Raw genomic sequence first — 23151 nt, 5'->3', positions numbered from 1 at the left:
GATCACGGCATCAAGCAGGACCCACCCGGGAGTGAGCAGGGACCTTGTCCCAGCATGGACGCCAGGCAGGCCAGATAGGAAACAGAAATCCGGAGGGCGGATGAGCAGCGATAGATTGGCGGACATCGGAGTTGTCGGACTGGCGGTCATGGGGGAGAATCTTGTGCTCAACATGGAGGGCAAGGGCTTCACCGTGGCCTGCTTCAATCGCACCGTGGCCCGGGTCGATGCGTTCGTGAGCGGGCGCGGCGCGAACAAGAATATCATCGGCTGCCATGACCTTGAGGGACTGGTCAAGGCGCTGTCCAGACCGCGTAAGATCATGTGCATGGTCAAGGCCGGCGAAGCGGTGGACATGTTGATGGCAGCCCTCATCCCCATGCTCGAACCCGGCGACATCATCATCGACGGGGGAAATTCGCATTATCTGGACACCAGCCGCCGCGTGCTGGAAGCGCGCGAGCACCAGATCCTGTTCGTCGGGACCGGTATTTCCGGAGGAGAGGAAGGCGCGTTGACCGGCCCCTCGATCATGCCCGGAGGCGCCACCCCGGCCTGGGAGAGCATCCGGCCCATTTTTCAGCGCATCTGCGCCGTGACGCCCGACGGCGAGCCCTGCTGCGAGTGGATGGGCGAGGGCGGGGCCGGGCATTTCGTCAAGATGGTTCACAACGGCATTGAGTACGGCGACATGCAGCTCATCTGCGAAGTCTACCACCTGATGAAGACCGGGCTCGGGATGTCCAACGAGGACATGCGCGCCGTCTTTTCCCGCTGGGACAAGGGGCGGCTCGATTCCTACCTGATCGAGATCACGGCGGACATTCTCGGTTTTCGCGACGAGGAAGGCGCCTACCCCCTGGATGCCATCCTCGACGCCGCCCAGCAGAAGGGCACGGGCAAGTGGACGGTCAACGCGGCCCTCGATGTCGGGCAGCCCCTTACGCTCATCGGGGAAGCCGTCTTCGCCCGGTCCCTGTCGGCCCTGAAGGACGAGCGTCTTGCCGCCTCCAAGGTCCTCGCTGGTCCCGCTCCATCGGGCGTGGACGTGCTGTTCGAAGACCTCGAACAAGCCCTCTATGCCTCCAAGATCGTCTCCTACGCCCAGGGTTTTCAGCTTCTGCGGGCCGAAGCGCTAGAGCAGGGATGGGCCCTCGACCATGGGAAAATCGCCAGGATATGGCGCGGCGGGTGCATCATTCGCTCCGTTTTCCTGAAGAATATCGAAAGCGCCTTTTCCGGGAACCCGGATCTTGTGAACCTTCTGCTCGATCCTTTTTTCAGCGAAGCGGTCGTGCAGGCCCAGACCGGCTGGCGGCGCGTCGTGGCGGCCGGGGCCGTGAGCGGCATCCCCATGCCGACCCTGTCGGCAGCCCTGGCCTTTTTCGACGGCTACCGCACGGCCGTGCTGCCCGCCAACCTGTTGCAGGCCCAGCGCGATTATTTCGGAGCCCACACCTACGAGAGAACGGACCGGCCTCGCGGCGAGCGCTTTCACACCAACTGGACCGGGAGGGGCGGCGCGACCTCCTCGACGTCCTATGAAGTCTAGGGAGCAAGGGGAATGATATTTGCGAATAAATGCGCGCGCTGCGCGGGAGCGGCCATCTTGACGGCCGTTCTGCTTTTCTGGACGGCAGGCAGGCATGCGGACGCGGCAGGGTTTGACCACGCCCACGGCATCCTCACTCAGGTTCTCTCGGAGCGCGTTGTCGATGGCCGAGTCGATTATCCAGGGCTCCAAAAATCCCCGGCGCTCCTCGATCGCTATCTGCAATCGACATCCAGCGTTACAGAGGCCCAGTTCAAGGGCTGGAACGAGCGGCAGCAGCTTGCGTTCCTGATCAACCTCTACAACGCGGCCACCCTGCGCCTGATCATCGATCACTACCCGCTGGATAGCATCAAGGACATTGGCAACATCTTCAAGGGGCCGTGGGACCAGAAGGTGGTCAGCCTCTTTGGGGAAAGACCTCGCTCAACCATCTCGAACATGGCATCATCCGCAAGGACTACTCAGAGCCGCGCATTCATGTCGCCCTGGTCTGCGCGGCCAGCAGTTGCCCCGCCCTGCCGAGCAGTGCCTTCACGGCCGACGCGCTTGACGGGCAACTGGACGAGCGCGCCAGGCTCTATCTCTCAAGCCCGAATGGGCTGCGTGTGGACCGTGCTGCCGGGCGGGTCTTTGTTTCGTCCATCTTCAAATGGTTCGGTGAGGATTTCGTGCCCGGATTTTCCCCGGCATCGGGTTTCGACGGACTGAAGGACAAGGAACGGGCGGTCATGAATTTTATTGCAAAATACGTCTCCGATGAACTGCGCGGCTTCTTTTCAGGTGGCGGATATGATCTGGAATACATCGATTACGACTGGTCCCTGAACAAGCAGGAGGTCGCGCCATGAGCCGCGGCGCATCTTTTTGGCAAGGCAGGGCCCTCAAGATCCTGGCGATGCTCCTTGTCGTTGGGCTGTTGCTGGCGGCCGCCTGGCACTTCGACGTGCAGACTCTGCTTAGGCAGGCTTTGCAGTGGATCGCGGATCTCGGCCCGACAGGTCCGATCCTTTTTGTCGCCTTGTACATCGCAGCCTGCGTGCTGCTTTTGCCCGGTTCCGTATTGACCCTGGGGGCGGGGGTGGTCTTCGGCCTGGTCCAGGGCTTCATCGCCGTTTCGGTGGGCGCGACCCTGGGTGCGACCTGCGCTTTCCTGGTCGGACGCTATCTGGCCCGGGACTGGGTGGCCGCGAAAATCGCGGGCAACGAAAAATTCAGGGCCGTCGATGATGCCGTGGCCCGCGAGGGTTGGAAGATCGTGTTTCTGACCCGCCTGTCGCCCGTTTTCCCCTTCAATATCCTCAATTACGCCTTCGGACTGACCAAGGTCGGCCTCAAGGATTTTTTTCTGGCCTCCTGGATAGGCATGATCCCAGGGACCATCATGTATGTGTACATCGGCTCCCTGGCCGGGGATCTGGCCGGGCTTGGTGCTGGAGGGCGCGAGCGGACAGCCGGGGAGTGGGCTTTGTACGGGGTGGGCTTTCTGGCCACGGTGGCCGTGACGGTTGTCGTCACACGTCTGGCCCGCAAGGCGCTGGCGGGCAAAATCGCAGCGTGAAGGAGATACGTCATGGCGGATTCGAAGGTGCATTCTGTAAAACATGAGCCCCGGGACGAGCACAACAGGACGCTTGAGTCCCTGGTTCATCCATCGGGATGGACCAATCCCAGGCCAAGGCCCGTCTACAACCTCGTGGTCATCGGCGGCGGGACGGCCGGGCTCGTGTGCGCGGCCGGGGCGGCCGGGCTGGGGGCCAAGGTGGCCCTCATCGAACGGGATTTTCTCGGTGGCGACTGCCTGAACTTCGGGTGCGTTCCGTCCAAGGCGCTGCTCCGGGCAGGACGCGCGGCAGCGGCCGTGCGGGACGCCGGAGAGTTCGGCGTGCATGTGCCGGACGGAACCCGCGTCGACTTCGGGCAGGTCATGGAGCGCATGCGCAGGCTGCGGGCGTCCATCGCGCCCAACGACTCCGCGCGGCGCTTTCGGGATTTGGGGGTGGACGTGTTCCTGGGCCAGGGGCGTTTCACGGATGCGCACACCGTGGAGGTCGGCGGGGAGCGACTGTCTTTTGTCAAGGCGGTGGTCGCCACCGGGGCGCGGGCCGCGGCGCCGCCCATCGAAGGGCTGGAGACCGTGCGCTACCTCACCAACGAGACGATCTTCTCCTTGACCGAGCTGCCCGGGCGCCTGGCCGTCATCGGCACGGGGCCCGTCGGCTGCGAGCTGGCCCAGGCTTTCGCCCGCTTCGGATCCGAAGTGCTGCTCATCGAGTCCTCGCGCGGCCTGTTGCCCAAGGAGGACCGGGACGCGGCGGAGGTCGTCCGGCAGGCGCTGCTTAAGGATGGGGTGAAATTGCTGTGCTGTGGCAAGGAGGTCAGGGTCTCGGGGGCGGACGGAAACAAAATCCGGCTCGTGGCCGACTCCAAGGCGGGCAGCTATGACGAGGTTGTCGACGAGCTGCTCATCGCCGTCGGCCGCAAGCCCAACGTCGAGGGGCTGGGGCTGGAGGAGGCCGGGGTGGCGTTTTCGGCCAAGGGCGTGCAGGTCGACGATCATCTGCGCACGACCAACCCCGATATCTTCGCCGCCGGAGACGTCTGCTCCCCATTCCAGTTCACCCATGCCGCAGACTTCATGGCCCGTACGGTGCTGCGCAACGCGCTGTTCAAGGGGCGGGCCAAGGTCAGCGCCCTGACCATCCCCTGGTGCACGTATACGGAGCCCGAGATCGCCCATGTGGGCCTCGGCGAAAGGGACGCCATGGAAAAAGGCATCGCGGTGGACACCTTCACCCGGTCCCTGGACGAGGTAGACAGGGCGATCCTCGAAGGGCACACCGACGGCTTTGTCCGGGTGCATGTTCGCAAGGGCACGGACAGGATCGTGGGGGCGACCATTGTCGCGAACAATGCGGGGGACATGATCTCGGAGATTTCGCTGGCCATGACGAACGGTCTGGGCCTTGGAAAAATCGCAAACACCATCCATCCCTACCCGACCCAGGGCGAGGCCATCCGCCAGGTCGCCGACGCCTACAACAGGGGCCGGTTGACCCCGCTTGTGAAGTCTCTCTTCGGGTATTGGCTTTCCTGGCAGCGCAGACGGAAGTGAAACCCGGCGCACATGCCTTTCCAGTCATGCGATAACGTCATGGCAAGGCAGGACTGCTTCGTTTCATTGCACTTTGACATCGAGTTCCGGACGGGATGAAGGCTTGCGTCCTTAAGGTCATGAAGGCGCATCATGATCGGTTTTTCTGATTTCGATAACAGGAACTTTTTGCGCATATGCTTGGAAATTTCGTGGCCATTTCGGAAAAATTATGGCTTTATCAGGCTTGAATCGGCCCGGAAGGACTTGCGGATTTGTTCATGTAGGCGCTGTCCCCGGAGAGCACGAAAAGGGAGCGGGATTCATGAAGCGATCGAAGGTGGTGCATGGCGCGGAATCGTCCGGAAACGTTTTGGTGCCGCGATGAAGTGGAGCTTGGCGGGCGTGTTGCCGCTCATGGTTCTTTTTCTCGCGTGTTCCGCGCACGGGGAGCCGCTCAATCTGGGCACGCTTGAATGGCCTCCATTCGTCGGGAGTGATCTTTTAAACCAGGGAACGACCAGCGCCCGCGTGCGCAGCATCTGCGCCGAAGCGGGGCTGGAGCCCCGCTTGTCCTTCCTACCCTGGAAGCGGGTGCTCATGGAGGCTCGCGCAGGGAACACCCATGGCTATTTTCCCGAATATCGGTCGGTGGCCAGGGAAGAGGAATTTTACTTCTCGAAGCCAGTGGGGTGCAGTGTGGTGGGGTTGGTGCACAAAAGCGGCATGACGCTGGACTGGACCCGGCTGGAGGATCTGGCCGCCTACAGGCTCGGTGTCGTGGACGGGTATGTGAACACAGAGGAATTCGACCGTCTTGTGGATATGGGCATCCTGCATCCCGTAAAATGCAATTCCGATGAGCTGGCCCTGCGCATGCTCGAAGCCGGGCGCATCGACGCGGCCGTTATGGACCGGGCCGTGTTCCGGCATCTTTCAGGCAAGGCGGAACCGACGCACGGGCCGTCTCCGCTGGTCTTTGCTGAAAAAATCCTGGTCGTGCATTCGTTGCATGTCTGTTTTCCCCGGACTCCCGCCGGAAAGTCTCTGGTGGAGCGCTTTGACCGCGCAATCGTGTCCGGCGGGCTTGAGCTGATTTGCGCCTCCTCGTCCGAGTGCAGTCCCTGACTCTTCACCGGATATCCTTGTCCCTTCCGAGCCATGCCCGTCGTGGATTCCAGTTATCTCTCACGAAAAAATAATGGTCCTGTCAGCGAAGTCCGAGGATGCCGCGTTGCCCGAGCTGGCGGATGAACATGGCCACGGCCTGCTGCGCCTCGGCCGGGAGGCAGGAGTAGTGCTCCGCGACCTGTCGCGCCAGATCGTGCACCGAGGCCGTGCCGTCGATGCGGTTCCAGACGAAGGTGCCCATGGCGTCAAGCTCCAGGGTGCGCGTGGGAAGGGTGACGGATGTGGGCAGAAGCCGGGCCAGCCAGGGTTTCAGGGTGGCCGGGTGGCTGATGCGGACCAGACCCTGATCCGAGACGGTGGCCCGGATTCCCGGCATGGGCACGGGCACGGCAGAGAGGGCGTCAGCCTTGGATTGTGGTTGTTGCATACGCCGAGAATGTCCTTTCGAAGTCCGGTGCCGGGATGAGGCGGCCGCGTTCCGTGAGAATCAGGATCTTGTTACCGGCCTCGTCATGCCGGATACGGCCCCGGGTTTGGCCCGGGTTGAAGGGGAGTTTGGCCAGCACGCGCCGCCATGGCGAGGTTGGATCGGCAAAGCGCGCTTCCGTGGGTCCGTTTGAGGTGATGTCCAATTCGCGGCCGTGTACACGCCGGATATTTTTTTCGAGCCACGATTCAAGGTCCGTTCCGGCCAGAAGCACGCCGGCCGGTGCCAGACGCTCAAGGACAAGAGTTGAGCGGGCGAGGGTGAATTCCAGCCGAAATGCCCCCGGCCGAAACGAAGCCTTGCCAAGGACCGCATGCGGCGGGGTTTCAAAGCGCAGGTCGTAGCAGTGCCAGCTTCGCCATGTGTCCGGAGGGGTCCAGTCCAGCGACGCCAATATCGTGCGGAGCAGGGCTTTCTGGGGCGGGACGGAAAAGAGGGCGGCGACAACCGCCTTTTTGTCCGTCGGATGGAGCACGAAAAGCCTGGCCTCGTCGGATGGGGCGGCCCAGATGTCTCCTGCCTGCCTGCTGGCCCGGGAAGGGTGGAAGGGAGCCAGTTTTGCATCAGGCATCCCCGAAGCCTTGAGCAGTCGCGTCCCGTCCTTGTCTGGGTCGAAGACTTTTTTTTCCGGGCCGAAGCGCAGGTCCAGGATCGGGAGGCCCGGCCCGGCAAGTCGTACAAAACCGCGATCCAGGATCACCGGTTCCATGCCGTCCGGAATCTCCACCCGCAATCCGTCCCAGCCGAGCGCCTCGGTCATTGCGGGATGAGCAGTCGATAGTCGAGCTTGTTCGCGGGGGTGGGACCGGAGTCGTCGGGCCCTCCGGACTGAGCCTTGGCGTCCTGGCAGGCATCTTCCCGCACCCACAGGGAGCGCAGGGTCATCTTCACGAAATTCCCCGTTTTGTAGTCGTCATCCCTGCTGTGCGTCAGTTCCAGATTGACCTGTTCGCCCTGGAGGTCTGTGAAGCTCCATTTCCAGGACATGACTGTCTGAAAAGGATCGCCGCGCCATTCGAGAGGCTTTCCGAACCGGGCCCGGTAGCGCCTCAGCAGATCGTCGAAGAATTCACGGGTTTCGTTGTCGAATTTGAGCTTGATGCGCACGATCCGCCCAACCTGGTCGCAGTTGGCGTAGGCCACGGTGCCGCTTTTGATGCCAGGGGCGTGATCGGGGATGAGCTGTACCTCCATGAGGTGACGCTCCCGGGAAAGGGGAATCTGCGTGTGCATGCGGCAGATTTTTTCGATGCTCGAAATGTCTTCGCCCAGCGTGATGCCCCCAAGGGAAGTCGGAAAGATTTGGGCCTGGACAGAAGAGGCCATGAAAAGCCAAAGAAGAAGCATGCAGTATTTCATCGCTGGATACTATTCCACCCGCAAGCAGATTGTCCAGCCATACCGCCCCGCGCAAGGAGTCTGAAATGACTCGGATCCTGCTTTACTATTCGTTCATGTTGGTGGTGCTGACTTTTTACGGAGGTCAGGTCTGACCCTTGGTCGACGCGCTTCCGGTCTGGAAGTTCTTTTCGGTGCTTGGCGCTCATCTGATCGGAGCTCTTTTGCTGCGGCGCCTGCTCGTAAACTCCCTGGTCCGCCCCTTGCCGGTTCAGCGCCAGTCCACGCGCCTGCTGTTCCTTGATTTTGCCGTTTTTGTGGCCGCGGGCCTGGGTGTCGGGGTGTATCACAATGTGGTTTGGGGCTTTCCGGTTTCAAGCGGCCTTGAGATCACCATCGGTTTTGCCACCATCGGCCTTTTTGCCGCCCTGGATTTGAGCCTCGAATGGGAATACCGGATCATCAAGCAGGCCCATTTTTTCGAACAGGGCCTTCCGGATGCGAAGGCGTTCTTTCCGCAGACCCGCAGGTTTGCGCTGCTGGCTTCCGGGATCATCATTTTCGTGACCATTGTCCTGCTTCTGCTCCTGGTGCGCGACATCTCATGGCTCAAGGCGCAGGACCAGGCCGCCCTGGGCCTTTCCATCCTGCTGCGCTCAGTGGTTCTGGAAGTGCTGTTCGTCATGGGCGTACTTCTGGTGCTGACAATGCTGCTCGTTTTTTCCTACGCCCGAAACCTCAACATCCTCTTCGAGAACCAGACCAATGTCCTGGAGCGAGTCAGCCAGGGGCGCCTGGACAGAAAGGTTCCCGTGGTCACCAATGACGAGTTCGCGGTCATCGCCGGGCACACCAATGCCATGATCGACCGTCTTGTGGAGCGCGAACGCATGGTGCACGGCCTGGAGCTGGCCCGCCAGATCCAGGCCAATCTGCTGCCGTCGGCGTCGCCCTTCCTGCCGGGCGTGCAGATTTACGGGGCAAGCATCTTTTGCGAGGAGACGGGCGGCGATTTCTATGATTTCATCGTCCGGGACGGGTGTGAAGGGGCGGAGCTGGTCATCACGGTCGGCGACGTGACCGGCCATGGCGTGGGTGCGGCCCTGCTCATGGCCTCGGTCCGAGCGTACATGAAGGCCCTGCTCCTGCAGTCCCTGACCCTGGCCGAGGTCATGAGCCGCACCAGCGCGCTCATTCACTCCGATGTCAACAGCAGCGGCAATTTCGTCACGGTTTTCATGCTGTCCTTTTGTCCGGCCACCAGGCGGGCGGCGTGGGTCGGGGCGGGGCACGATCCTGCCTGGTTTCTGCCCCGGGATGGGGGAATGACACGCATCCTGGCCGGCCGTGACATTCCTCTGGGCGTTGATCCGGACTGGAGCTACACGGAGTTTTCGGAACAGCTCGGAAGCGGCCTGCTCTTCATGGGCACCGACGGCGTCTGGGAGGCGGGGGACGAGGAAAAGGGGATGTTCGGGAAGGAGCGCCTGCTGCAGATCGTCAGGCGAAACGCGCAGGAGTCACCGCAGGATCTGTCCGCGCGCATCTTCGAGGAGGTGGAGGCATTCACGAAGGGCGGGCGCATCGAAGACGACCGGACGGTGGTTATTGCCCGTCTGGCGTAGGGTCGAGTTCCAGCAGGGCTCCTCTCATGTCGGACTGCATGCTGAAGATGCGGTTGTATCCGGAGATGTCGAAGATTTCGGCAATGTAGTCCCGCACTCCGCAGATGATGACCCGCCCGCCGCGGGGGTTCAGTCGCTGGTAGACCATGACCAGGATGCGCAGGCCCGCGCTGTTGATGTATTCGAGTTCGGAAAAGTCCATGACCAGATGTCTGACTCCTTTGTCCAGGCTGAGCAGAACCTTTTTTTCGAGCTCGGGGGTGCTCGTGGCGTCAAGACGCCCCTTGACCTGGAAAATGGCCGCCGCGGGGTGTTCTATTTCTTGGAGGTGCATGACTGTTCCTGTGTTCTTTTGTCGATGGTGATCCGGGTGTGGTTTGCTTCTCCTCGCCGGGCATACGTGATCTTGGCGGAGAGGTTGCAGATCAGGCATAGCCCGACCCCCCCGACCTTCACGTTCCCGTTCCTGCATGTGTCGGCAGCGTGCGCCGTCGGGTCGAAGGGTGGGCCGGAATCGATGATCTCGATCTCGACCTCCTGTTCAAGGTCCGTGACGCCGACGCGGATGCCCTGATTTTCCACGCATGCGCCATGCTCGATGCAGTTGGCCACCATCTCGTCGATGACGAGTCCCAGCCTGTAGCGAACGGCGTCGGTCAGGCCTCGCTGGATGGCGAAACCCTCAACGGCGGCCAGAAGGGCGGCGTACTCTTCCTCCGGGCGGGTCAGGATAAAATCGAATGTGGCGGTCATGGCATCCTTTTCTCTTTGCATAGAGTAGGGTAGGCGGGAGGTCAAACTGCGGCATGGAGAAAAGGATCAGTTCATGGTGACCAAGCGGACCCTGTATTCATGGGTTTTGGAAAAGAATGTACGCTGGCAGCTCCTTCTCGTGCTGCTGGTCGTGGCCACCGTGGGCATTCGCATCGCTCCGCTGGAGCTTCAGAAGCGCATCGTCAACCAGGCCATCGGCCTTGGCGACATGGATCTGCTGGTTTTCTACTGCCTGCTCTTTCTCGGTTCCGTGCTCACGGCCAGCACTCTCAAATTCTGCATCAATCTTCTCCAGGCCTACATCGGGCAACGCACTTTAAAGCGCATGCGCACCAGCCTTTACGAGCACATCCTGAGCCTGCCCCTGTCCTTCTTCCGCACCATTCAGCCCGGTCAGGTCATCAACTCCCTCATCAACGAACTGTCCTCGGTCTCGGGGTTTATCGGCAGCGCCGTATCCGTGCCGCTCATCAACGTCTGCACACTGCTGGCCATGGGCGGTTACCTCTTCTACCTCAATCCCCTCCTGGCGGGACTGAGTTTCGTCATCTACCCCCTGCAGATTGTCGTCGTGCCGCGTCTCCAGAGGCGGGCCAACGAGGCCAACCGGCATCGGGTCAACGTCAGTCGCGCTATTTCCGGAAGCATCGGCGAGGTCATCACCGGCGTGCACGAGGTGCACGGGCATGCCGGTTTCGGACTGGAGAACGAAAAATTTACCAGTCAGGCCCGCCAGCTGTTGCAGGCCAACGTGCGCATGAACGCCTATCGCTACGGCATCAAGTTCGCCAACAACTTCTTCGAGCACCTGGGCCCTTTCATCCTCTTTCTGGTCGGCGGCAGCATGACCATCCGTGGTCTTTTCGATCTTGGCGCCCTGGTGGCCTTCCTGTCGGCCTATTCGAGCCTGAGCGACCCATGGCGCGAGATGATGGAATTCTATCAGCTCAAGGAGGACAGTCAGGTTCGTTACAGGAACGTCATGGCTGCCTTTGATCTGGCCCCCGAGCACAGCCTCATGCCCGTTGACCGGGATCTCTACCGTTTTCGTGGGGAGGTCGAGCTGCGCAGCGTGGCCTTCCGCACCCCCGAAGGCGCGAGGCTCATCGAGGACATCAACCTGCACGTGCGGCCCGGGGAAATGGTCGCCCTGGTGGGCTATTCGGGCAGCGGCAAGTCGACCCTGGCCAAGATCGTGGCCCAGCTCATGCCCTACACCGAGGGACAGGCACAGCTCGACGGGCACGATATCCGCGACCTGACCAAGCTCGATGTGGCCGAAAATCTGGGCATGGTCCCCCAGCACCCCTTCATCTTCAGCGGCACGGTTCGCGACAACCTGTTGTACGGGAGCCATTCCAGCACCATGAATCACGTTCCTGATTTCATCCCGCCGGATCTGGATCGCGTCATCGAGGTCGTACAGCAGGTGGGGCTGTTCGCGGACATCCTCAAATTCGGAAGCCAGGCCGTGATCTCGCCCTTGGAAAGGCCTGAGCTGGCCGAGCGTGTTCTGGCCATGCGCCGTCTTTTCCGCGAGCGTTTCGAGACAGGTTTCGAGGGCGACATCGAATTTTTCGATCCCAGGAGTTACCTGGATTTCGGCTCCATCGCCCAGAATATCGTCTTTGGGGACTTCACGGATCGTCTGGCCAGATTCGAGGAAGCCTTTCGCAACAAGCGCTTTCTGGCCTTTCTTGGCCAAACGGGTCTGGACCTGATTCTCCTTGATTTCGGGGCCGTGGTCGCCGCCGCGACGATTCCCATCCTGCGCTATGCGGCGCAGACGCCCGAACTCTATGCCGACAGCCCCATCGCCCGCGAGGACATGGACCGCTACGCGCAGGTCGTGGCCGAAATGGCGACCCGCGGCCAATCGGAGCTCAAGCCCGCGTCCCAGGCCCTTCTTCTGCGCCTGGCCTTGAAGTTCATTCCGGGCCGTCACAGGACCGTGAGCATGCCAAAACAGCTCAAGGAGAGAATTCTTTCGGCCAGGGCGGAATTTCGTGAGTATCTTGCCGGCTCCGGCCCTTCGATGCTGCAGTTTTACGAGGCGGACCGCTATATCGAGTCGCGCAGCATCCGCGACAACATTCTTTTCGGCCAGCCAAGGCCTGGGCGCGGCGGCGCTCTGGAGCGCATCAACCAGCAGCTGGTCCAGCTGCTCATCGAGGAAGGGGTGCTGGAGAGCATCGTGGAGCTTGGCCTGGAGTTCCAGGTCGGGAGCATGGGCGAGTACCTTTCGGGCGGTCAGCGGCAGAAGATCGCTCTCGCCCGCGTTTTTCTCAAGCATCCTGCGATCTATGTCCTCGACGAAGCGACATCCGCGCTGGACAATGCTTCCCAGGCCCGCGTCCAGAATTTTCTCAGAACCGTGCGTGGCAGACACACGGTCATTTCCGTGGTCCATCGCCTGGACACGGTGTCACACTATGACCGCATCGTGGTCATGAAAGCCGGAAAGATCGTGGAGAGCGGTCCGTACGACGAACTCATGGCCGCCAAGGGAGTGCTCCATGATCTTGTCGGAACAGCCTGAAACCCACGAGTGCGAACTGGACTGCAATTTGCGCGTGCTGCGGGAGTTGCCGATTTTTGCCGACCTGCCGCAGGAACTGTTGCGGGTCATGGCCTACCTGTGCGAGCGGGAGACGTTTGCGTCGGGACAGGCCGTGGTCGAGGAGGGCCAGGCGGCCGAAGGGGCGGTGGCCGTCATCGGCGGGTCCATGGCCATCGAGCGCGAAGGGCGCAAGGTGGGCGCCCTTCGCGAGGGGATGTGCGCGGGCGGGCTCGCGCTCCTGGGCCAGTACCGCTGGCTGTACACCCTGCGGGCCGAAACCACGGTCGATTGCCTGCTCCTGCATCGGCGCAGCCTTCTGCCCCAGCTTCTGGCCCAGCCCGCATCCCTGGCCGCTGTGGCCAGGGAGCTCGTTCAGAGCGTGGTCTTCTGGGATCTGCAGCGCCTGGAGCGCGGCGCTGACGTGGACGTGCACGGGCCCGGGGTGTTGTGAGGGGCCGGGCTAGTAAGGCAGCCTGTTCAAGGACTTGAGTATCAGCGTGCACCCCATGGCGAACATGCCCGAGAGGCCCATGCCGCACGAAAATCCCGCCAGCAGGACCGGTGCGTACTGACGCCACCTGGTTCCGAACTTCTTCAGAAAATAGTACCGCCCCAGCAGGGCGCCCGCCAGTTCGAGGATGAGCCCGTGGGGCGTTGACTGCCCCAGCCCGCGCACCACGCCGTAGATCAGCAGCACCGGCAGGCCGATGACGCTCAGGAGCGCATAGGCCAGCACGCCGAAGAACACCCCGCACGACACATAGACCGAATTGAGCGCCTGGAAAAAGAGGGAGTTCCCTTCCAGGGTGGCTGTCTGCAGCAGCAGCATGTTCAGGGCCTGCAGGTGCCACAGCTCCTGGGCGTAGGGGTAGCTGGCCGAGGGGATGGGCGCGAGCTGCCACAGAAACTGCGAGAAGAGGAGCGACGCCACGAGGACGATGGGCAGGGTCAGGAACTCGGCCTTGATGATGCCCCTGAGGCTCGTGCCCGTCAGCTCGATCTGGCGGAAGCCCACCGTGGCCTCGCCGTAGTTGTGCATGGGGATGGGCGCGTACCAGATCTCGATGCCGTGATATCCGAAGTACTTGGCCCCGGCGATGAAGCTGGCCTCCCGCACCAGAGGCAGGCTTACGTACTGTCCGGCGATGCCCTCCATGCGTGCCGTGATGTAGGAGATGAACGGCGTGTAGATGAAGCCGTAGAGCAGGAAGAAGATCCAGGGGAAGCTCGGCACCAGCCAGATGCAGAAGGCCACGTAGGACAGGGTCGAGAAGACGTAGATGGCCAGGGACAGCCAGATGGAGATGTCGCCGCGTCCCGGAGGCGGGGAGAAGAGGGCCGCGAAGCTCAGGCGCTCCCCTGTCTGCTGGCGGAATGATCTGGCCACCTGCCAGAAGCCGATGAGGCCGATGGCCAGGCCCAGACCTATGCCGAAGCTCATGTAGAAGTCGAAGCTGTTGGAGAAGACCGTGTCCACCGTGCCCATGCCCGGGTGCCAGCGGTGCAGGATGCCCTGGGAGTGCAGGATGGGGTTGGCCACGACGGTGATGAGAAGGCCCACGAAGCCGCCGATGACTGCCCAGAAAGGCAGGACCATGCCGATGAAGACGAGTCCCAGGTCCATCTGGATGCCCGTGGCCACGGCGGGCAGGAACCCTTCGGTGTTGCGGGTCAGATCCAGCCAGGGGATGGGGATGAGCCGGATGGGTTCCGTGAAGAAGAGCCCCGAGAGGGCCGGCAGGAGCACGTAGAAGAAGCCGAAGGCCAGGCCGATCATAGCCCCAATGGAGAAGACCCGCCACTTCCAGTTGTCTTTCTTGTCCTCGGTGGACTCGGCCAGGGCCATGGTGCCGAGCGCGGCCACGGGGGCCATGGGGAAGGGCAGCTTCTCCACGTCCGAGGTCAGGCGGTACAGGGCGTAGCCCAGCCCGAACTGGTCCACGCGCTGGATGATCATGGCCCCGCACAGGAGCAGCACGGGCACGAACCAGTCCCTGTGCAGGAAGGTCCGCTCGGCGTAGGACGCCGAATCCAGGGCCGGGGCTATCCAGGTCGGGATGTACTCGGTGAGGCCCAGCATCTGGGCGGCGTCGGACTGGATGAGGTATTGGTTCCAGAGCAAGCCCTGGAAGGGCGAGGCCAGGGCCGCACCGGCCATGTAGTAGAGCAGGAAGATCTCCTGCTGCTTGAGTTCGGTGTAGGAGCGTTTGGCGATTTCGGCGAAGAGGATGATGGTCACCCAGCGCGCCGCCGGACCTATGCCCGTGCCCAGCACGAGCTGCAGGTACATGGACCCGGGCATCATCAGAAAGCCGATGAAGATGGCTCCGACGACGGTTTTCCAGTCGAAGCCTTCCTCGAAATGCGCCGGGGGTTTCAGCAGGTCCCGGTATTCTTTGAGTTCGCGATCGTCGTACATGGCTCTCTCAGGATGGCAGAACCAGGTAGCTGATTCCGGTTTTGAGGCTGACCAGGGCCCAGAAGGCACCCATGCAGAAGTCGCCGATGATCAACCCGATGAAGAAGAGGCGGACCCGCCTGTAGAGGAAGGTCCCCCCGTAGCGCAGACACAGGGTGTTGCAGGCCCAGCCGATGAGGAAGCTGAACCACAGGATGCGCATGGAGGAGCTGAAGGCCAGCATGTAGCCGATGGGGTGGATGGGCCACCACGGAAAAAGGTAATAGCACAGGACCAGCACGAGCATGACTGCCGCCCCGATGAGGATGAAGAGCAGCACCCAGTTGTCCGGCGTGCCGGCGGTCTCCAGCAGGCGCTGGGAATTCGCGTAGACCGTCTGGGTCGTGCGCGTGGCCCAGTCCATGTCGAGTTCCTGGATGCCGTACCGGTAGCACAGGTAGAGCATGCCCAGGAAGGACGCGGCCACGGCCAGGACCAGGCTGAGAGCGATGGCCAGGCCCATGAGTCGGCGCTGCCGCATATGCTCCGAGACCTTTCCGGCATGCATGAGCGAGGGCAGCAGGGATTCGCGGACATCAACGAAAAGCATTTTCTGCAGGCTCATGCCCAGCACCAGCCCCACGCTTCCCAGCGGTTTGGAGCCAAAGAGACTCAAGGCCGCGTCGGACGGGGCCGTGTTCAGGGAGCAGTACGGTAGGCCGCCCTGGCAGACGAGTTTGGCCACGACCAGCATGACGGCGAAGAAACCGGCGTAGAGCATGACGGAAGCGCCGAGGCCCATGCCCCAGAAGGCCGACCAGATGCACAGGCCGGTCATTCCCGCCACGGTCCCGAGCAGGGAAGCCCGGGGTGAGATCCATCCGACATCGCGCGATTCGGGGTCGGGCTGCAGGCACTGGCGGACCGTGTCCAGAAGGTACTCGCGGGCCAGCCAGACCATGAACAGGAAAAAGACGATGGAGGCGCCGATGATCTGCGTTTCCTCCGGCCTGGAGATGACCGGGCCGAAGAGCGTGCCCAGGGCCGAGTCCGGGATCTGCACTCCGGAGGTCTGCAGGATGCCTGCCAGCAATCCGGCCAGGAGGAAAAAAAGCCAGAAGCTGAAGGAGACCTGCCGGGTGGTGATGAAGGCGAAGCCGATGAAGGCCGGGTACAGGAAGATCTTGAGCTTCTGGAAGCCCGACAGGAATCCCGTCGCGGGGAAGTAGGAACCGGCCAGGATCTCCGTGGGCAGGGCCGGGACCGTCGGGAAATGGGCCGACAGGCCGCCCAGGGTGTGGATGAAGAGGGGGACGAACAGGCCGCATACCAGGAATGGGTCCCCAAGAAAGGAGAAGAAGCGCTGCTGGTCATAGGCCTCGGCCAGGAGTTTAGGCATCTGCAGAAGCGGAAAATTGATGCGTTCGTTGACGACCCACTGGGTCGAGAAGAGACTCGCCAGGCAGAACATCGTGGCGTAGGCCAGCAGAATGAAAACGCTCCATGCTCCGAGGACGGGCAGCCAGAAGGACCAGGGGATGCGTTCCAGGGTCTGCATGACCGTGAGCCCCGTCTTGTCCGGCAGGCCGCCGTAGACGGCGCTAAGGATGGACGGGTCTCTCGGATAGAGGGATTCGGGCAGAAAGGGCAGGAGGGCGGCCCAGTTGTTGGTGGCGTCGGCGAAGTGGGCCGGAGCCGTGATGTTGATGAAGAAGGTCCGCACCAGCCCGGTGAAACCGATGCCCGAGACCACGACCATGAGCGCCCAGGCCGTGAGCAGTTCCATGCCGCTCAGCAGAGGCGCGCGCCGGGTTGCCTTGGCCAGCAGCGACAGGACCACGGCCGAGGCAAAGAAAACGAAGAACGCCGCCAGGGGGAAGTGCCCGCCGGCCAGGGGCGTGGTGCGCAGGTAGCTGTTGGCGAAGGGTGTCACGGCGCAGAGGGCCACGCCCAGAATCGTGCCGCAAAGGAGCGCCCTTGGCCGGATGGTGTGCGTCGTGTTGTGCGTCATGGGGCGACTCCCGTCTGATTCATTCGTTCCAGCATGAAGCGTTCGAAGCGTTCCTTCTCAGGCGCGTCAAGGGACCGCCAGATGAGCAGCTGTTTGCGCAGGTCGTTCAGGAATGTCCGGCACAGGCGCAGCCAGACATTCTTCTCGCCGCCCTCGCGGGTCATGGTGATGCGCATCTCCAGAAAGCCGGGGTAGTCCGGCGACGGGCAGGAGATGACGGACACGCGTTGGCGGATGCCGAAGTCGAAGGGCGCAAGCCACGCCCTGAAAGAGATGTCGAAGCACTCGGGGTGTTCACCGGGCGCTGTGCCCAGTGGGCAGGCGTACTCCACGTCGAGCTCGTCAGTGGAGAAGAGTCCGTGGGAAATGTCGGCGTGGGCGAGATAGTACTCGGCCAGGAAGCCTCCGGCGCACTCCTGTTCGTGCTGCTTGATGAGGAAGGGCAGGGTCACGACCAGGGTCGAGCCTTCGGGCACGGGCAGCTTCCAGGTCCGGGTCACGTCGGGGATGGCGATGTGCGAAGCCACCCGCGAAGGGTAGATGACCGACAGCAGCACAACGGCCATGACCGTGATCATGGCGCCCACCCCGGCCAGGGACGAATAGTTGGCCGTCATCCCGGCCCAGATGGGCGTGCCGGCCAGGAAATGGGCCGCCACCTGGGCCGCCAGGTAGCCGGTCACGGCGCTGATGACGCCGAAGGCCAGGGCCTCGGCCACGAACAGTGAGGCCACGTGGGGCGGAGCCAGGCCCACGGACGTGTAGACCGCGATCTCGCGTTTGCGCTCCACCACGCTGCCGACCATGGTGTTCAGTACGATGAGGATGGCGATGATCGAGGGGATGAGCACGTTGCCCATGCCTGCGTAGGACAGGCTGCTGGCTGAATAGTGCAGCCAGGTCGAGCCGCCCTCGTCCCCATGGAAGAGGAGCAACTGGTAGCGATCGGCCAGGCGGGCCGAGAGGTTTGCGTGATCCAGGCCGTGCGCGGGCGCCATGGCCAGGCTCTTCAGTGCCCCGCCGGCCTGCAGCAGGGTCGAGGCGGGGATGATGACGGTCCGGTCGGCCGGGATGTGCTGGTAGCGGCTGGACATGGTCGCGATATCCTGGCCCGACTCGGCGGCCTCGGCCTCGGCCTCGCTCAGTTCGGAGGACGTCTCGTTGGGGTAGACCACGGGCGTCAACGGTTCGCCGTCCAGGTCCGGGGACAGGTCGTGGGACGTGCCGTCGAAGATGCCCCGCACGGTGAAGGGGATGCCCCAGACGAAGACCGTGACCTCGCGGTCCAGGCTCGTGATGCCCAGTTCCAGCGCCATGCTCTCGGACAGCAGGATCTGGCGGCCGCCGCCGTCGTCCAGCCAGGAGCCGTGGACCATGACGGTGCCTCGCGCGCCCAGTTCGGCTTCCCCGGCGTCAAGCCCGATCAGTCCGGCGGCCGTGGTTTCGCGGTCGCCCAGACGCACTGGTACGGCCGGGGGCCTGGTCCTGTCCTGGGTCTCCCACCACACCCTCCGCGTAAGCTCAGGTCCACCGTCGAGGGTGGCGCCGATCTCCCGGTCCAGTGCGCCGGGCAGGGATCTCCATTCCAGGGCCTTGAGCATCACGCCATTGTAGGGTGCGGATGGCTTGAAGCGCACCGCGCCCTGGTCCAGGGAGTGCCGCACGGTGGTGAAATTGAGCAGGGTGTAGGTCAGGATGATCAGGGTGGCGCAGGTCAGGGCCGTGCGCACCTTGCGCCTGCGCAGGTTGGTCACGCCGATGGAGAAGGCCGCGACAAAGGCTTTCCAGAGTGAGATGGACTGGTCGCGGGAGACCATGGCCCGGCGCTGGAGGTTCTTCATCTCCTGTTCGAAGCGCGAGAAGAGAATGAAGGAGACCAGCAACGAGAGGCCCAGAATGAAGAAGGCCATGACCACGACGAGGGGGCTGTAAGTCAGCTGGAAGGCCGGGTGTACGGAATAGATGATACCGATGACCACGGCCAGGAGCCCCAGGAAGGACACGATGCGCTTGTGGATGGAGACATGGGCGAAAAGAAGCCGCTCCAGGCAATAGGCGAAGGGTACGAAGAGCGCGATGTAGAACAGCACCCCGGCCAGAACGTCTTTCTGGGTCTTATCCACTTCGTTGTAGACCCGGGAAATGAGGGACAGGCAGGATCTGGCGTGCTGGTCCGCCGCGCTGTGGGCGAGCTTGTCGCGAGCGGCCAGGGCCATGTCCAGATGCTCCTGGGCCTGGCCCAGCAGTTGCCGGATGCGCTGGTTGACGATGGAGTGGCTTTCCAGGTTCTCGACCCGGGGCGTGACGAGGTTGACCATGTCCTTGGCCGCCTGCAGCGAGGTGGTCAGGACCGCCGGCGTATCGGCGGCCTTGAAGCCTTCGCCGAGCATGTCATCCGGGCTGTTGTTCAGCAGGAGCAGCTTGCGTTGCAGCACCGTGTCCGAAAGGGTGGCTTTGAAGGCCGTGGCGGGTTCCAGAAAAATGCTGCACAGGGTCGACTGCCGGGTGTCGATGCGGCTGTACCAGTAGCGCAGAGGCTCGGTATCCGTGCGCGCGTCGATGAGGTTGATGCGGGTCAGCGGGTTCAGGCTGCGGGCGTCCCGGAGCTGAAACAGGGTGGTCTGGCTGCATCCGAACAGGATCAGGTCCGTCTCCGTCTTGCCCCGCCCGAGCTTGACCCGATAACGGTCCTTGCCCGTGGCCTTCTTGTCGATGGCCCAGGCCGCGGTGTTGGCTCCGGGCTCGAAGCGGTAGCCTTCGATGATGGCCTTGCCGAAGGAGTGCTTCCTGTCGGCGAGGCCGGGCACGCGAAACAGCCCCAGACTGTCGACCCAGGCCAGGGCGTACTGCTGATCCTGATAGATTTGCAGCAGGGCGTTCTCGGCCTCCTGCTCGGGGAACAGCTCGCCCTGGCGCAGGAAGTTGGCCCGTCCGGACAGTGTGGAGAAGCCGTTGGCCGCCTTGTGCGAGGTCGCGGGAAGTTCGGCCCGGACCAGGGCGCGGATCATGGCCGCGACCAGGTCGGCCTGGGCGTCGGCGCGTTCCAGGTCCACATGCTCCAGGGTGTCGTAGGGCGTGCCCCAGGCTGGACGCATGTCGTTCAGGGTGGCCAGGGTGAAGCCGGACAGACCGGCCAGGGCCGTGACCTCGCCGCCCATGGGCGGTTGGTCGGGAAAGTTGTTGAACCACAGCTTGCGACCGACGCCGCCCAAAAGGTCCTGATAGACCCCGGGGGCGCCGCGCGCGGCCTCGTCCAGGACAGGCCGGATGTTGGCGTAGAGCTTGGCGCGGTTCACGGACGGGGTGAGCCGGAAGAGCCAGCCGTCGTCCACGCTGCCCACGCCGTTGCCATGGGAAGAGAGATGCAGGGACACGGCCGCAGCCACGCGCCGCCCGTTCGCCGTCTTGTTCAGTTTCAGGGACGAGCGCAGTCCGGCCAGACGGTCCTCGATATCCGTCGCCACGCGCCGGGCCTTGTCCAGGGCCGCGGGCAGGAAGCCCCGGACGGCCGCCAGGGCCTCGGCGTCCAGCCCCGCGTAGGAACCTTCCCAGCCCACGCGCCGCAGCATGAGCTTGCGCGCGGCCAGCTCCCTGATGGCCGCCGCGTTGGCGTTTGAGTCCTTGCGGGCCAGGCGCAGGGCGATGTTGATGCGCTCGACTTCGTTGCGGATCTCAGTCTGGATGGCGGAGAGGATCAGGGCGTCCTCGCGGGGATCCCCGGCATGAAGCAGGCCCTGGGCGAGCAGTTCGGCCGTGGTCTGGGCGTCGGCGCCGCGCTTCTCCATGTCCTCGAGTTCGGCGGCGAGCTCCTTTTTCTTGCCGGTCAGGGCCCAGACGGCCTCGCGCAGGCCGGACAGCATGTTGCCGTGGCCCGAGGTGGCCAGGAGCAGGACCGGGCGGCGCGGGGGATGGTCGGCGAAATCCTCGGCCAGGCTGAGCAGGGTGGCCAGGGAGACGGCCTCGTCGGCGCCGGGGGCGTGGCCAGGCACGTAGCGGCTGCCGTCCAGGAAGGCCTCGACCACGACGAGTTCCCCGTCCATGGCCGGGTCGTTGCCGGGAATGAAGCACCACTGGTTGGCTGGAAGTCCCTTGGCCCATTGCGTGCGGCATTCCAGGTGTCCCGTGCGTCCCGTGACGGAGTCCGGGGCGCCCAGGGCGGCCTTGAACTCGGCCTCGGGAATCCAGAACCGGGGGAAGTCCACGGGCGTGAGCTCCTCCTTGTCCCGGAAGCGCAGGCGCGGCAGGGTTTCGCCGCCCCGGTCCAGGTACACGAGGGCGCGGGCTCCGAGGTTGGCAGCGTGCAGCCAGCCGCCGCCGGAATCGAGGTACATGAGGACAATGCTCCCGGACACGGACTTGCCGTCGAAATCCTCGAGGCGTCCCTCCCCCACGAAGACAAGCTCCGCTTCGTGCCCGCCAGCCAGGCTTTCGGGCGACAGCGCGTTGGCGAAGAGCGGGCGGACCGGCAGTTCGGCCCCGTTCACGGTCAGGGAGGCCGAAGTGAAGACGCGCATCGGCGTGATGAACTCCTGCCGTCCGACGGAGGCCCCGAGGGACTTAGGCAGGGCCTTGAAGACCGAGCGCACGTATCCGGCCGTAGCCTCCTCCCCGGCCGTGCCCAAGGCGCGGTCGGGATGGGCGGCGATGGCCCGCAGGTGCTCCCCGATTCCGGCCCTGGCCGGCGACCAGGCCAGCAGAAGGCAGAGGAGCAGCAGGGCGAAGCGGGGATTAGTCGGCCGCATGGCGCTCCTGGATGGTTCCGAGGGAGATACTGAGTTCATCGCGGTGCTCGATCTTGTCGATGCGGCCGTCGCGAATCCAGACCACGCGGTCGGAGACGTTGAGCATCTTGAAATCGTGGGTGGCGGAGATGATGGTCACGCCGCGCTCCTGGCTCATCTTCTGCAAGAGAGCGATGATCTCCTCGCCCGTGGATGAGTCCAGGTTGCCCGTGGGCTCGTCGGCCAGAATGATGGCCGGGTCGTTGGCCAGGGCGCGGGCGATGGCCACGCGCTGCTGCTGTCCGCCCGAAAGTTCCGAGGGCTTGTGCAAAAAACGCTCGCCCAGACCCACCAGATCCAGCAGGGCGCGGCCCTTCTCCACGGCGTGGTCGTTCTGCATTCCGGCGAAGATCATGGGCAGGGTCACGTTCTCAAGGGCGCTCATGACCGGGATGAGGTTGAAGGTCTGAAAGATGTAGCCGATCTTGCGGTTCCGGAGCCAGGCCAGCTCGTAGGCGTCGAGCTGGGAGATGTCGACCTCGTCGATGAAGACGCGGCCGCTGGTAGGCTTGTCCAGGCCGCCGATCATGTTGAAGAGGGTGCTCTTGCCCGAGCCCGAGGGGCCCATGATGGACAGGTATTCTCCGGCCTCGACCTCCAGGTCCACGCCGCGCAGCACCTGCACCGGCATCTTGCCCAGGGAGAAGGTTTTGGTCACTCCGACCACGCGGACGATATGATGCGTGTCCATCTAGTGTTCTTCCCTCATGACGATGATCGGTTGGAGTTTGGCCGCGAGAATGGCGGGGTAGAGCACGCCCAGAAGCGATAGGACCACCCCCGTGCCCCAGGCTTTTCCGGCCTCGGCCAGAAGGGGCAGGAGACTCATGCCGGAGTAATCCAGGGCGGAGTAGTGCACCAGGGACGAGCCGAAAGCGGCGGTCAGGCCCAGCAGCGCCCCTGCTCCCGAGCCTGCCAGACCGACGATGAGGGCTTCGAGCAGAAAGAGTCGCAGGATGATGCGGTCCAGCGCGCCAAGGCACTTCATGATGCCGATCTCCCGGAAGCGCTCGGTCACGGACATGAGCTGAGCGTTGACGATGCCCACGGTGCAGACCAGCAGGGACAGGGCGATGAGCCACAATTCCTTGGGTCCGGTTGCGATGCCTTGCCCGGTGCCGTCGACAGCGTACCCGGCGGCCGTCAGCAGCGGCACGGCAGCCTCGCCATGCAGGCGCAGGAGTTCACGGGCGATGGCCGAGCCCGACAGGGTGAAGCCCAGGAAGGCGATGGCCAGGACCAGACTGAAGGTCGTGACCAGGGAGCGAAAGAAACGGATGCGCAGGCTGTTCACGGCCATGGCCAGGGACTTGCTCCAGGGCAGCACGATCTGCCGCGAGATTGCCGCTCCTTTGGGACGACCTGCCGTTTCGGTCATGGAACTCCTGCGCATGGCGCCG

At 63.4% G+C, this 23151-nt stretch carries 17 protein-coding genes and 1 pseudogene; 8 read left to right on the top strand and 10 right to left on the bottom strand.

Features of this window, described 5'->3' with window-relative positions; genetic code table 11:
- The first annotated feature begins 100 nt into the window (after positions 1 to 100).
- From gnd to BMZ24_RS11125, 5 genes and pseudogenes are all read left to right on the top strand, one after another.
- Positions 101 to 1552, top strand: coding sequence for a decarboxylating NADP(+)-dependent phosphogluconate dehydrogenase (gnd, locus tag BMZ24_RS11150; RefSeq protein ID WP_092192270.1), 1452 nt, complete (start codon positions 101 to 103; stop codon positions 1550 to 1552).
- 12 nt (positions 1553 to 1564) lie between these two features.
- Positions 1565 to 2403, top strand: a pseudogene (locus BMZ24_RS20500) (DUF547 domain-containing protein).
- A complete protein-coding gene (locus BMZ24_RS11135) occupies positions 2400 to 3113 on the top strand; it encodes a TVP38/TMEM64 family protein (RefSeq protein ID WP_092192266.1) in 714 nt (237 codons plus the stop codon). The pseudogene BMZ24_RS20500 and the gene BMZ24_RS11135 overlap by 4 nt, the downstream one beginning before the upstream one ends.
- 12 nt (positions 3114 to 3125) lie before the next feature.
- Entirely contained in the window at positions 3126 to 4667 is a 1542-nt protein-coding gene (locus BMZ24_RS11130; protein ID WP_092192264.1) for a mercuric reductase, read from the top strand.
- Between the two features lie 363 nt (positions 4668 to 5030).
- A complete protein-coding gene (locus BMZ24_RS11125; protein ID WP_161949127.1) occupies positions 5031 to 5774 on the top strand; it encodes a substrate-binding periplasmic protein in 744 nt (247 codons plus the stop codon).
- Between the two features lie 82 nt (positions 5775 to 5856).
- Here BMZ24_RS11125 and BMZ24_RS11120 read toward each other — a convergent pair whose 3' ends face one another.
- Genes BMZ24_RS11120 through BMZ24_RS11110 form a run of 3 tightly spaced genes read right to left on the bottom strand, consistent with a single transcriptional unit; the run spans position 5857 to position 7611 of the window.
- Positions 5857 to 6204 (bottom strand): PqqD family protein, encoded by a 348-nt coding sequence (locus BMZ24_RS11120; protein WP_092192260.1) that lies wholly within the window; start codon positions 6202 to 6204, stop codon positions 5857 to 5859.
- Positions 6179 to 7024 (bottom strand): hypothetical protein, encoded by an 846-nt coding sequence (locus BMZ24_RS11115; RefSeq protein ID WP_092192258.1) that lies wholly within the window; start codon positions 7022 to 7024, stop codon positions 6179 to 6181. The genes BMZ24_RS11120 and BMZ24_RS11115 overlap by 26 nt, the downstream gene beginning before the upstream one ends.
- Positions 7021 to 7611 (bottom strand): hypothetical protein, encoded by a 591-nt coding sequence (locus BMZ24_RS11110; RefSeq protein WP_143077887.1) that lies wholly within the window; start codon positions 7609 to 7611, stop codon positions 7021 to 7023. Before BMZ24_RS11110 ends, BMZ24_RS11115 begins: the two co-directional genes overlap by 4 nt.
- A gap of 149 nt (positions 7612 to 7760) precedes the next feature.
- Here BMZ24_RS11110 and BMZ24_RS11105 point away from each other — a divergent pair, with 149 nt between their 5' ends.
- Positions 7761 to 9227: a PP2C family protein-serine/threonine phosphatase gene (locus BMZ24_RS11105; RefSeq protein ID WP_092192253.1), complete on the top strand. Its 1467-nt coding sequence runs from the start codon at positions 7761 to 7763 to the stop codon at positions 9225 to 9227.
- Here BMZ24_RS11105 and BMZ24_RS11100 read toward each other — a convergent pair.
- A complete protein-coding gene (locus tag BMZ24_RS11100; protein ID WP_092192251.1) occupies positions 9208 to 9561 on the bottom strand; it encodes an STAS domain-containing protein in 354 nt (117 codons plus the stop codon). The two genes, BMZ24_RS11105 and BMZ24_RS11100, sit on opposite strands and share 20 nt — an antisense overlap.
- Positions 9543 to 9980: an ATP-binding protein gene (locus tag BMZ24_RS11095; protein ID WP_161949126.1), complete on the bottom strand. Its 438-nt coding sequence runs from the start codon at positions 9978 to 9980 to the stop codon at positions 9543 to 9545. The genes BMZ24_RS11100 and BMZ24_RS11095 overlap by 19 nt, the downstream gene beginning before the upstream one ends.
- Before the next feature lie 73 nt (positions 9981 to 10053).
- Between BMZ24_RS11095 and BMZ24_RS11090 the strand changes: the two genes are divergently transcribed.
- A complete protein-coding gene (locus BMZ24_RS11090) occupies positions 10054 to 12540 on the top strand; it encodes an ABC transporter ATP-binding protein/permease (RefSeq protein WP_092192247.1) in 2487 nt (828 codons plus the stop codon).
- Positions 12518 to 13012, top strand: coding sequence for a cyclic nucleotide-binding domain-containing protein (locus BMZ24_RS11085; RefSeq protein ID WP_092192245.1), 495 nt, complete (start codon positions 12518 to 12520; stop codon positions 13010 to 13012). The genes BMZ24_RS11090 and BMZ24_RS11085 overlap by 23 nt, the downstream gene beginning before the upstream one ends.
- Positions 13013 to 13021: 9 nt before the next feature.
- On the opposite strand, the gene BMZ24_RS11080 is transcribed toward BMZ24_RS11085, so the two are convergent.
- From BMZ24_RS11080 to BMZ24_RS11060, 5 genes are read right to left on the bottom strand one after another with little or no spacing between them, the layout of a single operon-like run.
- Entirely contained in the window at positions 13022 to 14980 is a 1959-nt protein-coding gene (locus BMZ24_RS11080; RefSeq protein ID WP_092192243.1) for an OPT family oligopeptide transporter, read from the bottom strand.
- A gap of 7 nt (positions 14981 to 14987) precedes the next feature.
- Positions 14988 to 16970, bottom strand: a complete 1983-nt coding sequence (locus tag BMZ24_RS11075) for a DUF6785 family protein (protein WP_092192241.1) — start codon at positions 16968 to 16970, stop codon at positions 14988 to 14990.
- Positions 16967 to 21712 (bottom strand): FtsX-like permease family protein, encoded by a 4746-nt coding sequence (locus BMZ24_RS11070; protein WP_143077886.1) that lies wholly within the window; start codon positions 21710 to 21712, stop codon positions 16967 to 16969. The genes BMZ24_RS11075 and BMZ24_RS11070 overlap by 4 nt, the downstream gene beginning before the upstream one ends.
- Entirely contained in the window at positions 21699 to 22442 is a 744-nt protein-coding gene (locus BMZ24_RS11065; protein WP_092192237.1) for an ABC transporter ATP-binding protein, read from the bottom strand. The genes BMZ24_RS11070 and BMZ24_RS11065 overlap by 14 nt, the downstream gene beginning before the upstream one ends.
- Complete coding sequence (locus BMZ24_RS11060) at positions 22443 to 23129, bottom strand: ABC transporter permease (protein WP_092192235.1); 687 nt, start codon at positions 23127 to 23129, stop codon at positions 22443 to 22445.
- Positions 23130 to 23151: the final 22 nt, after the last annotated feature.

This window comes from Desulfomicrobium norvegicum (assembly GCF_900114595.1).
Classification (GTDB): Bacteria; Desulfobacterota; Desulfovibrionia; order Desulfovibrionales; family Desulfomicrobiaceae; genus Desulfomicrobium; species Desulfomicrobium macestii.
Note: the sequence above shows the minus strand (reverse complement) of the source record. Positions and strands in the feature narration are given on the sequence as shown.

Excerpts from the sequence above, each read along its gene's own strand:
- gnd (WP_092192270.1), top strand. The coding sequence starts at position 101 with ATGAGCAGCGATAGATTGGCGGACATCGGAGTTGTCGGACTGGCGGTC.
- BMZ24_RS11135 (WP_092192266.1), top strand. The coding sequence starts at position 2,400 with ATGAGCCGCGGCGCATCTTTTTGGCAAGGCAGGGCCCTCAAGATCCTG.
- BMZ24_RS11130 (WP_092192264.1), top strand. The coding sequence starts at position 3,126 with ATGGCGGATTCGAAGGTGCATTCTGTAAAACATGAGCCCCGGGACGAG.
- BMZ24_RS11125 (WP_161949127.1), top strand. The coding sequence starts at position 5,031 with ATGAAGTGGAGCTTGGCGGGCGTGTTGCCGCTCATGGTTCTTTTTCTC.
- BMZ24_RS11120 (WP_092192260.1), bottom strand. The coding sequence starts at position 6,204 with ATGCAACAACCACAATCCAAGGCTGACGCCCTCTCTGCCGTGCCCGTG.
- BMZ24_RS11115 (WP_092192258.1), bottom strand. The coding sequence starts at position 7,024 with ATGACCGAGGCGCTCGGCTGGGACGGATTGCGGGTGGAGATTCCGGAC.
- BMZ24_RS11110 (WP_143077887.1), bottom strand. The coding sequence starts at position 7,611 with ATGCTTCTTCTTTGGCTTTTCATGGCCTCTTCTGTCCAGGCCCAAATC.
- BMZ24_RS11100 (WP_092192251.1), bottom strand. The coding sequence starts at position 9,561 with ATGCACCTCCAAGAAATAGAACACCCCGCGGCGGCCATTTTCCAGGTC.
- BMZ24_RS11095 (WP_161949126.1), bottom strand. The coding sequence starts at position 9,980 with ATGACCGCCACATTCGATTTTATCCTGACCCGCCCGGAGGAAGAGTAC.
- BMZ24_RS11090 (WP_092192247.1), top strand. The coding sequence starts at position 10,054 with ATGGTGACCAAGCGGACCCTGTATTCATGGGTTTTGGAAAAGAATGTA.
- BMZ24_RS11085 (WP_092192245.1), top strand. The coding sequence starts at position 12,518 with ATGATCTTGTCGGAACAGCCTGAAACCCACGAGTGCGAACTGGACTGC.
- BMZ24_RS11080 (WP_092192243.1), bottom strand. The coding sequence starts at position 14,980 with ATGTACGACGATCGCGAACTCAAAGAATACCGGGACCTGCTGAAACCC.
- BMZ24_RS11075 (WP_092192241.1), bottom strand. The coding sequence starts at position 16,970 with ATGACGCACAACACGACGCACACCATCCGGCCAAGGGCGCTCCTTTGC.
- BMZ24_RS11070 (WP_143077886.1), bottom strand. The coding sequence starts at position 21,712 with ATGCGGCCGACTAATCCCCGCTTCGCCCTGCTGCTCCTCTGCCTTCTG.
- BMZ24_RS11065 (WP_092192237.1), bottom strand. The coding sequence starts at position 22,442 with ATGGACACGCATCATATCGTCCGCGTGGTCGGAGTGACCAAAACCTTC.
- BMZ24_RS11060 (WP_092192235.1), bottom strand. The coding sequence starts at position 23,129 with ATGACCGAAACGGCAGGTCGTCCCAAAGGAGCGGCAATCTCGCGGCAG.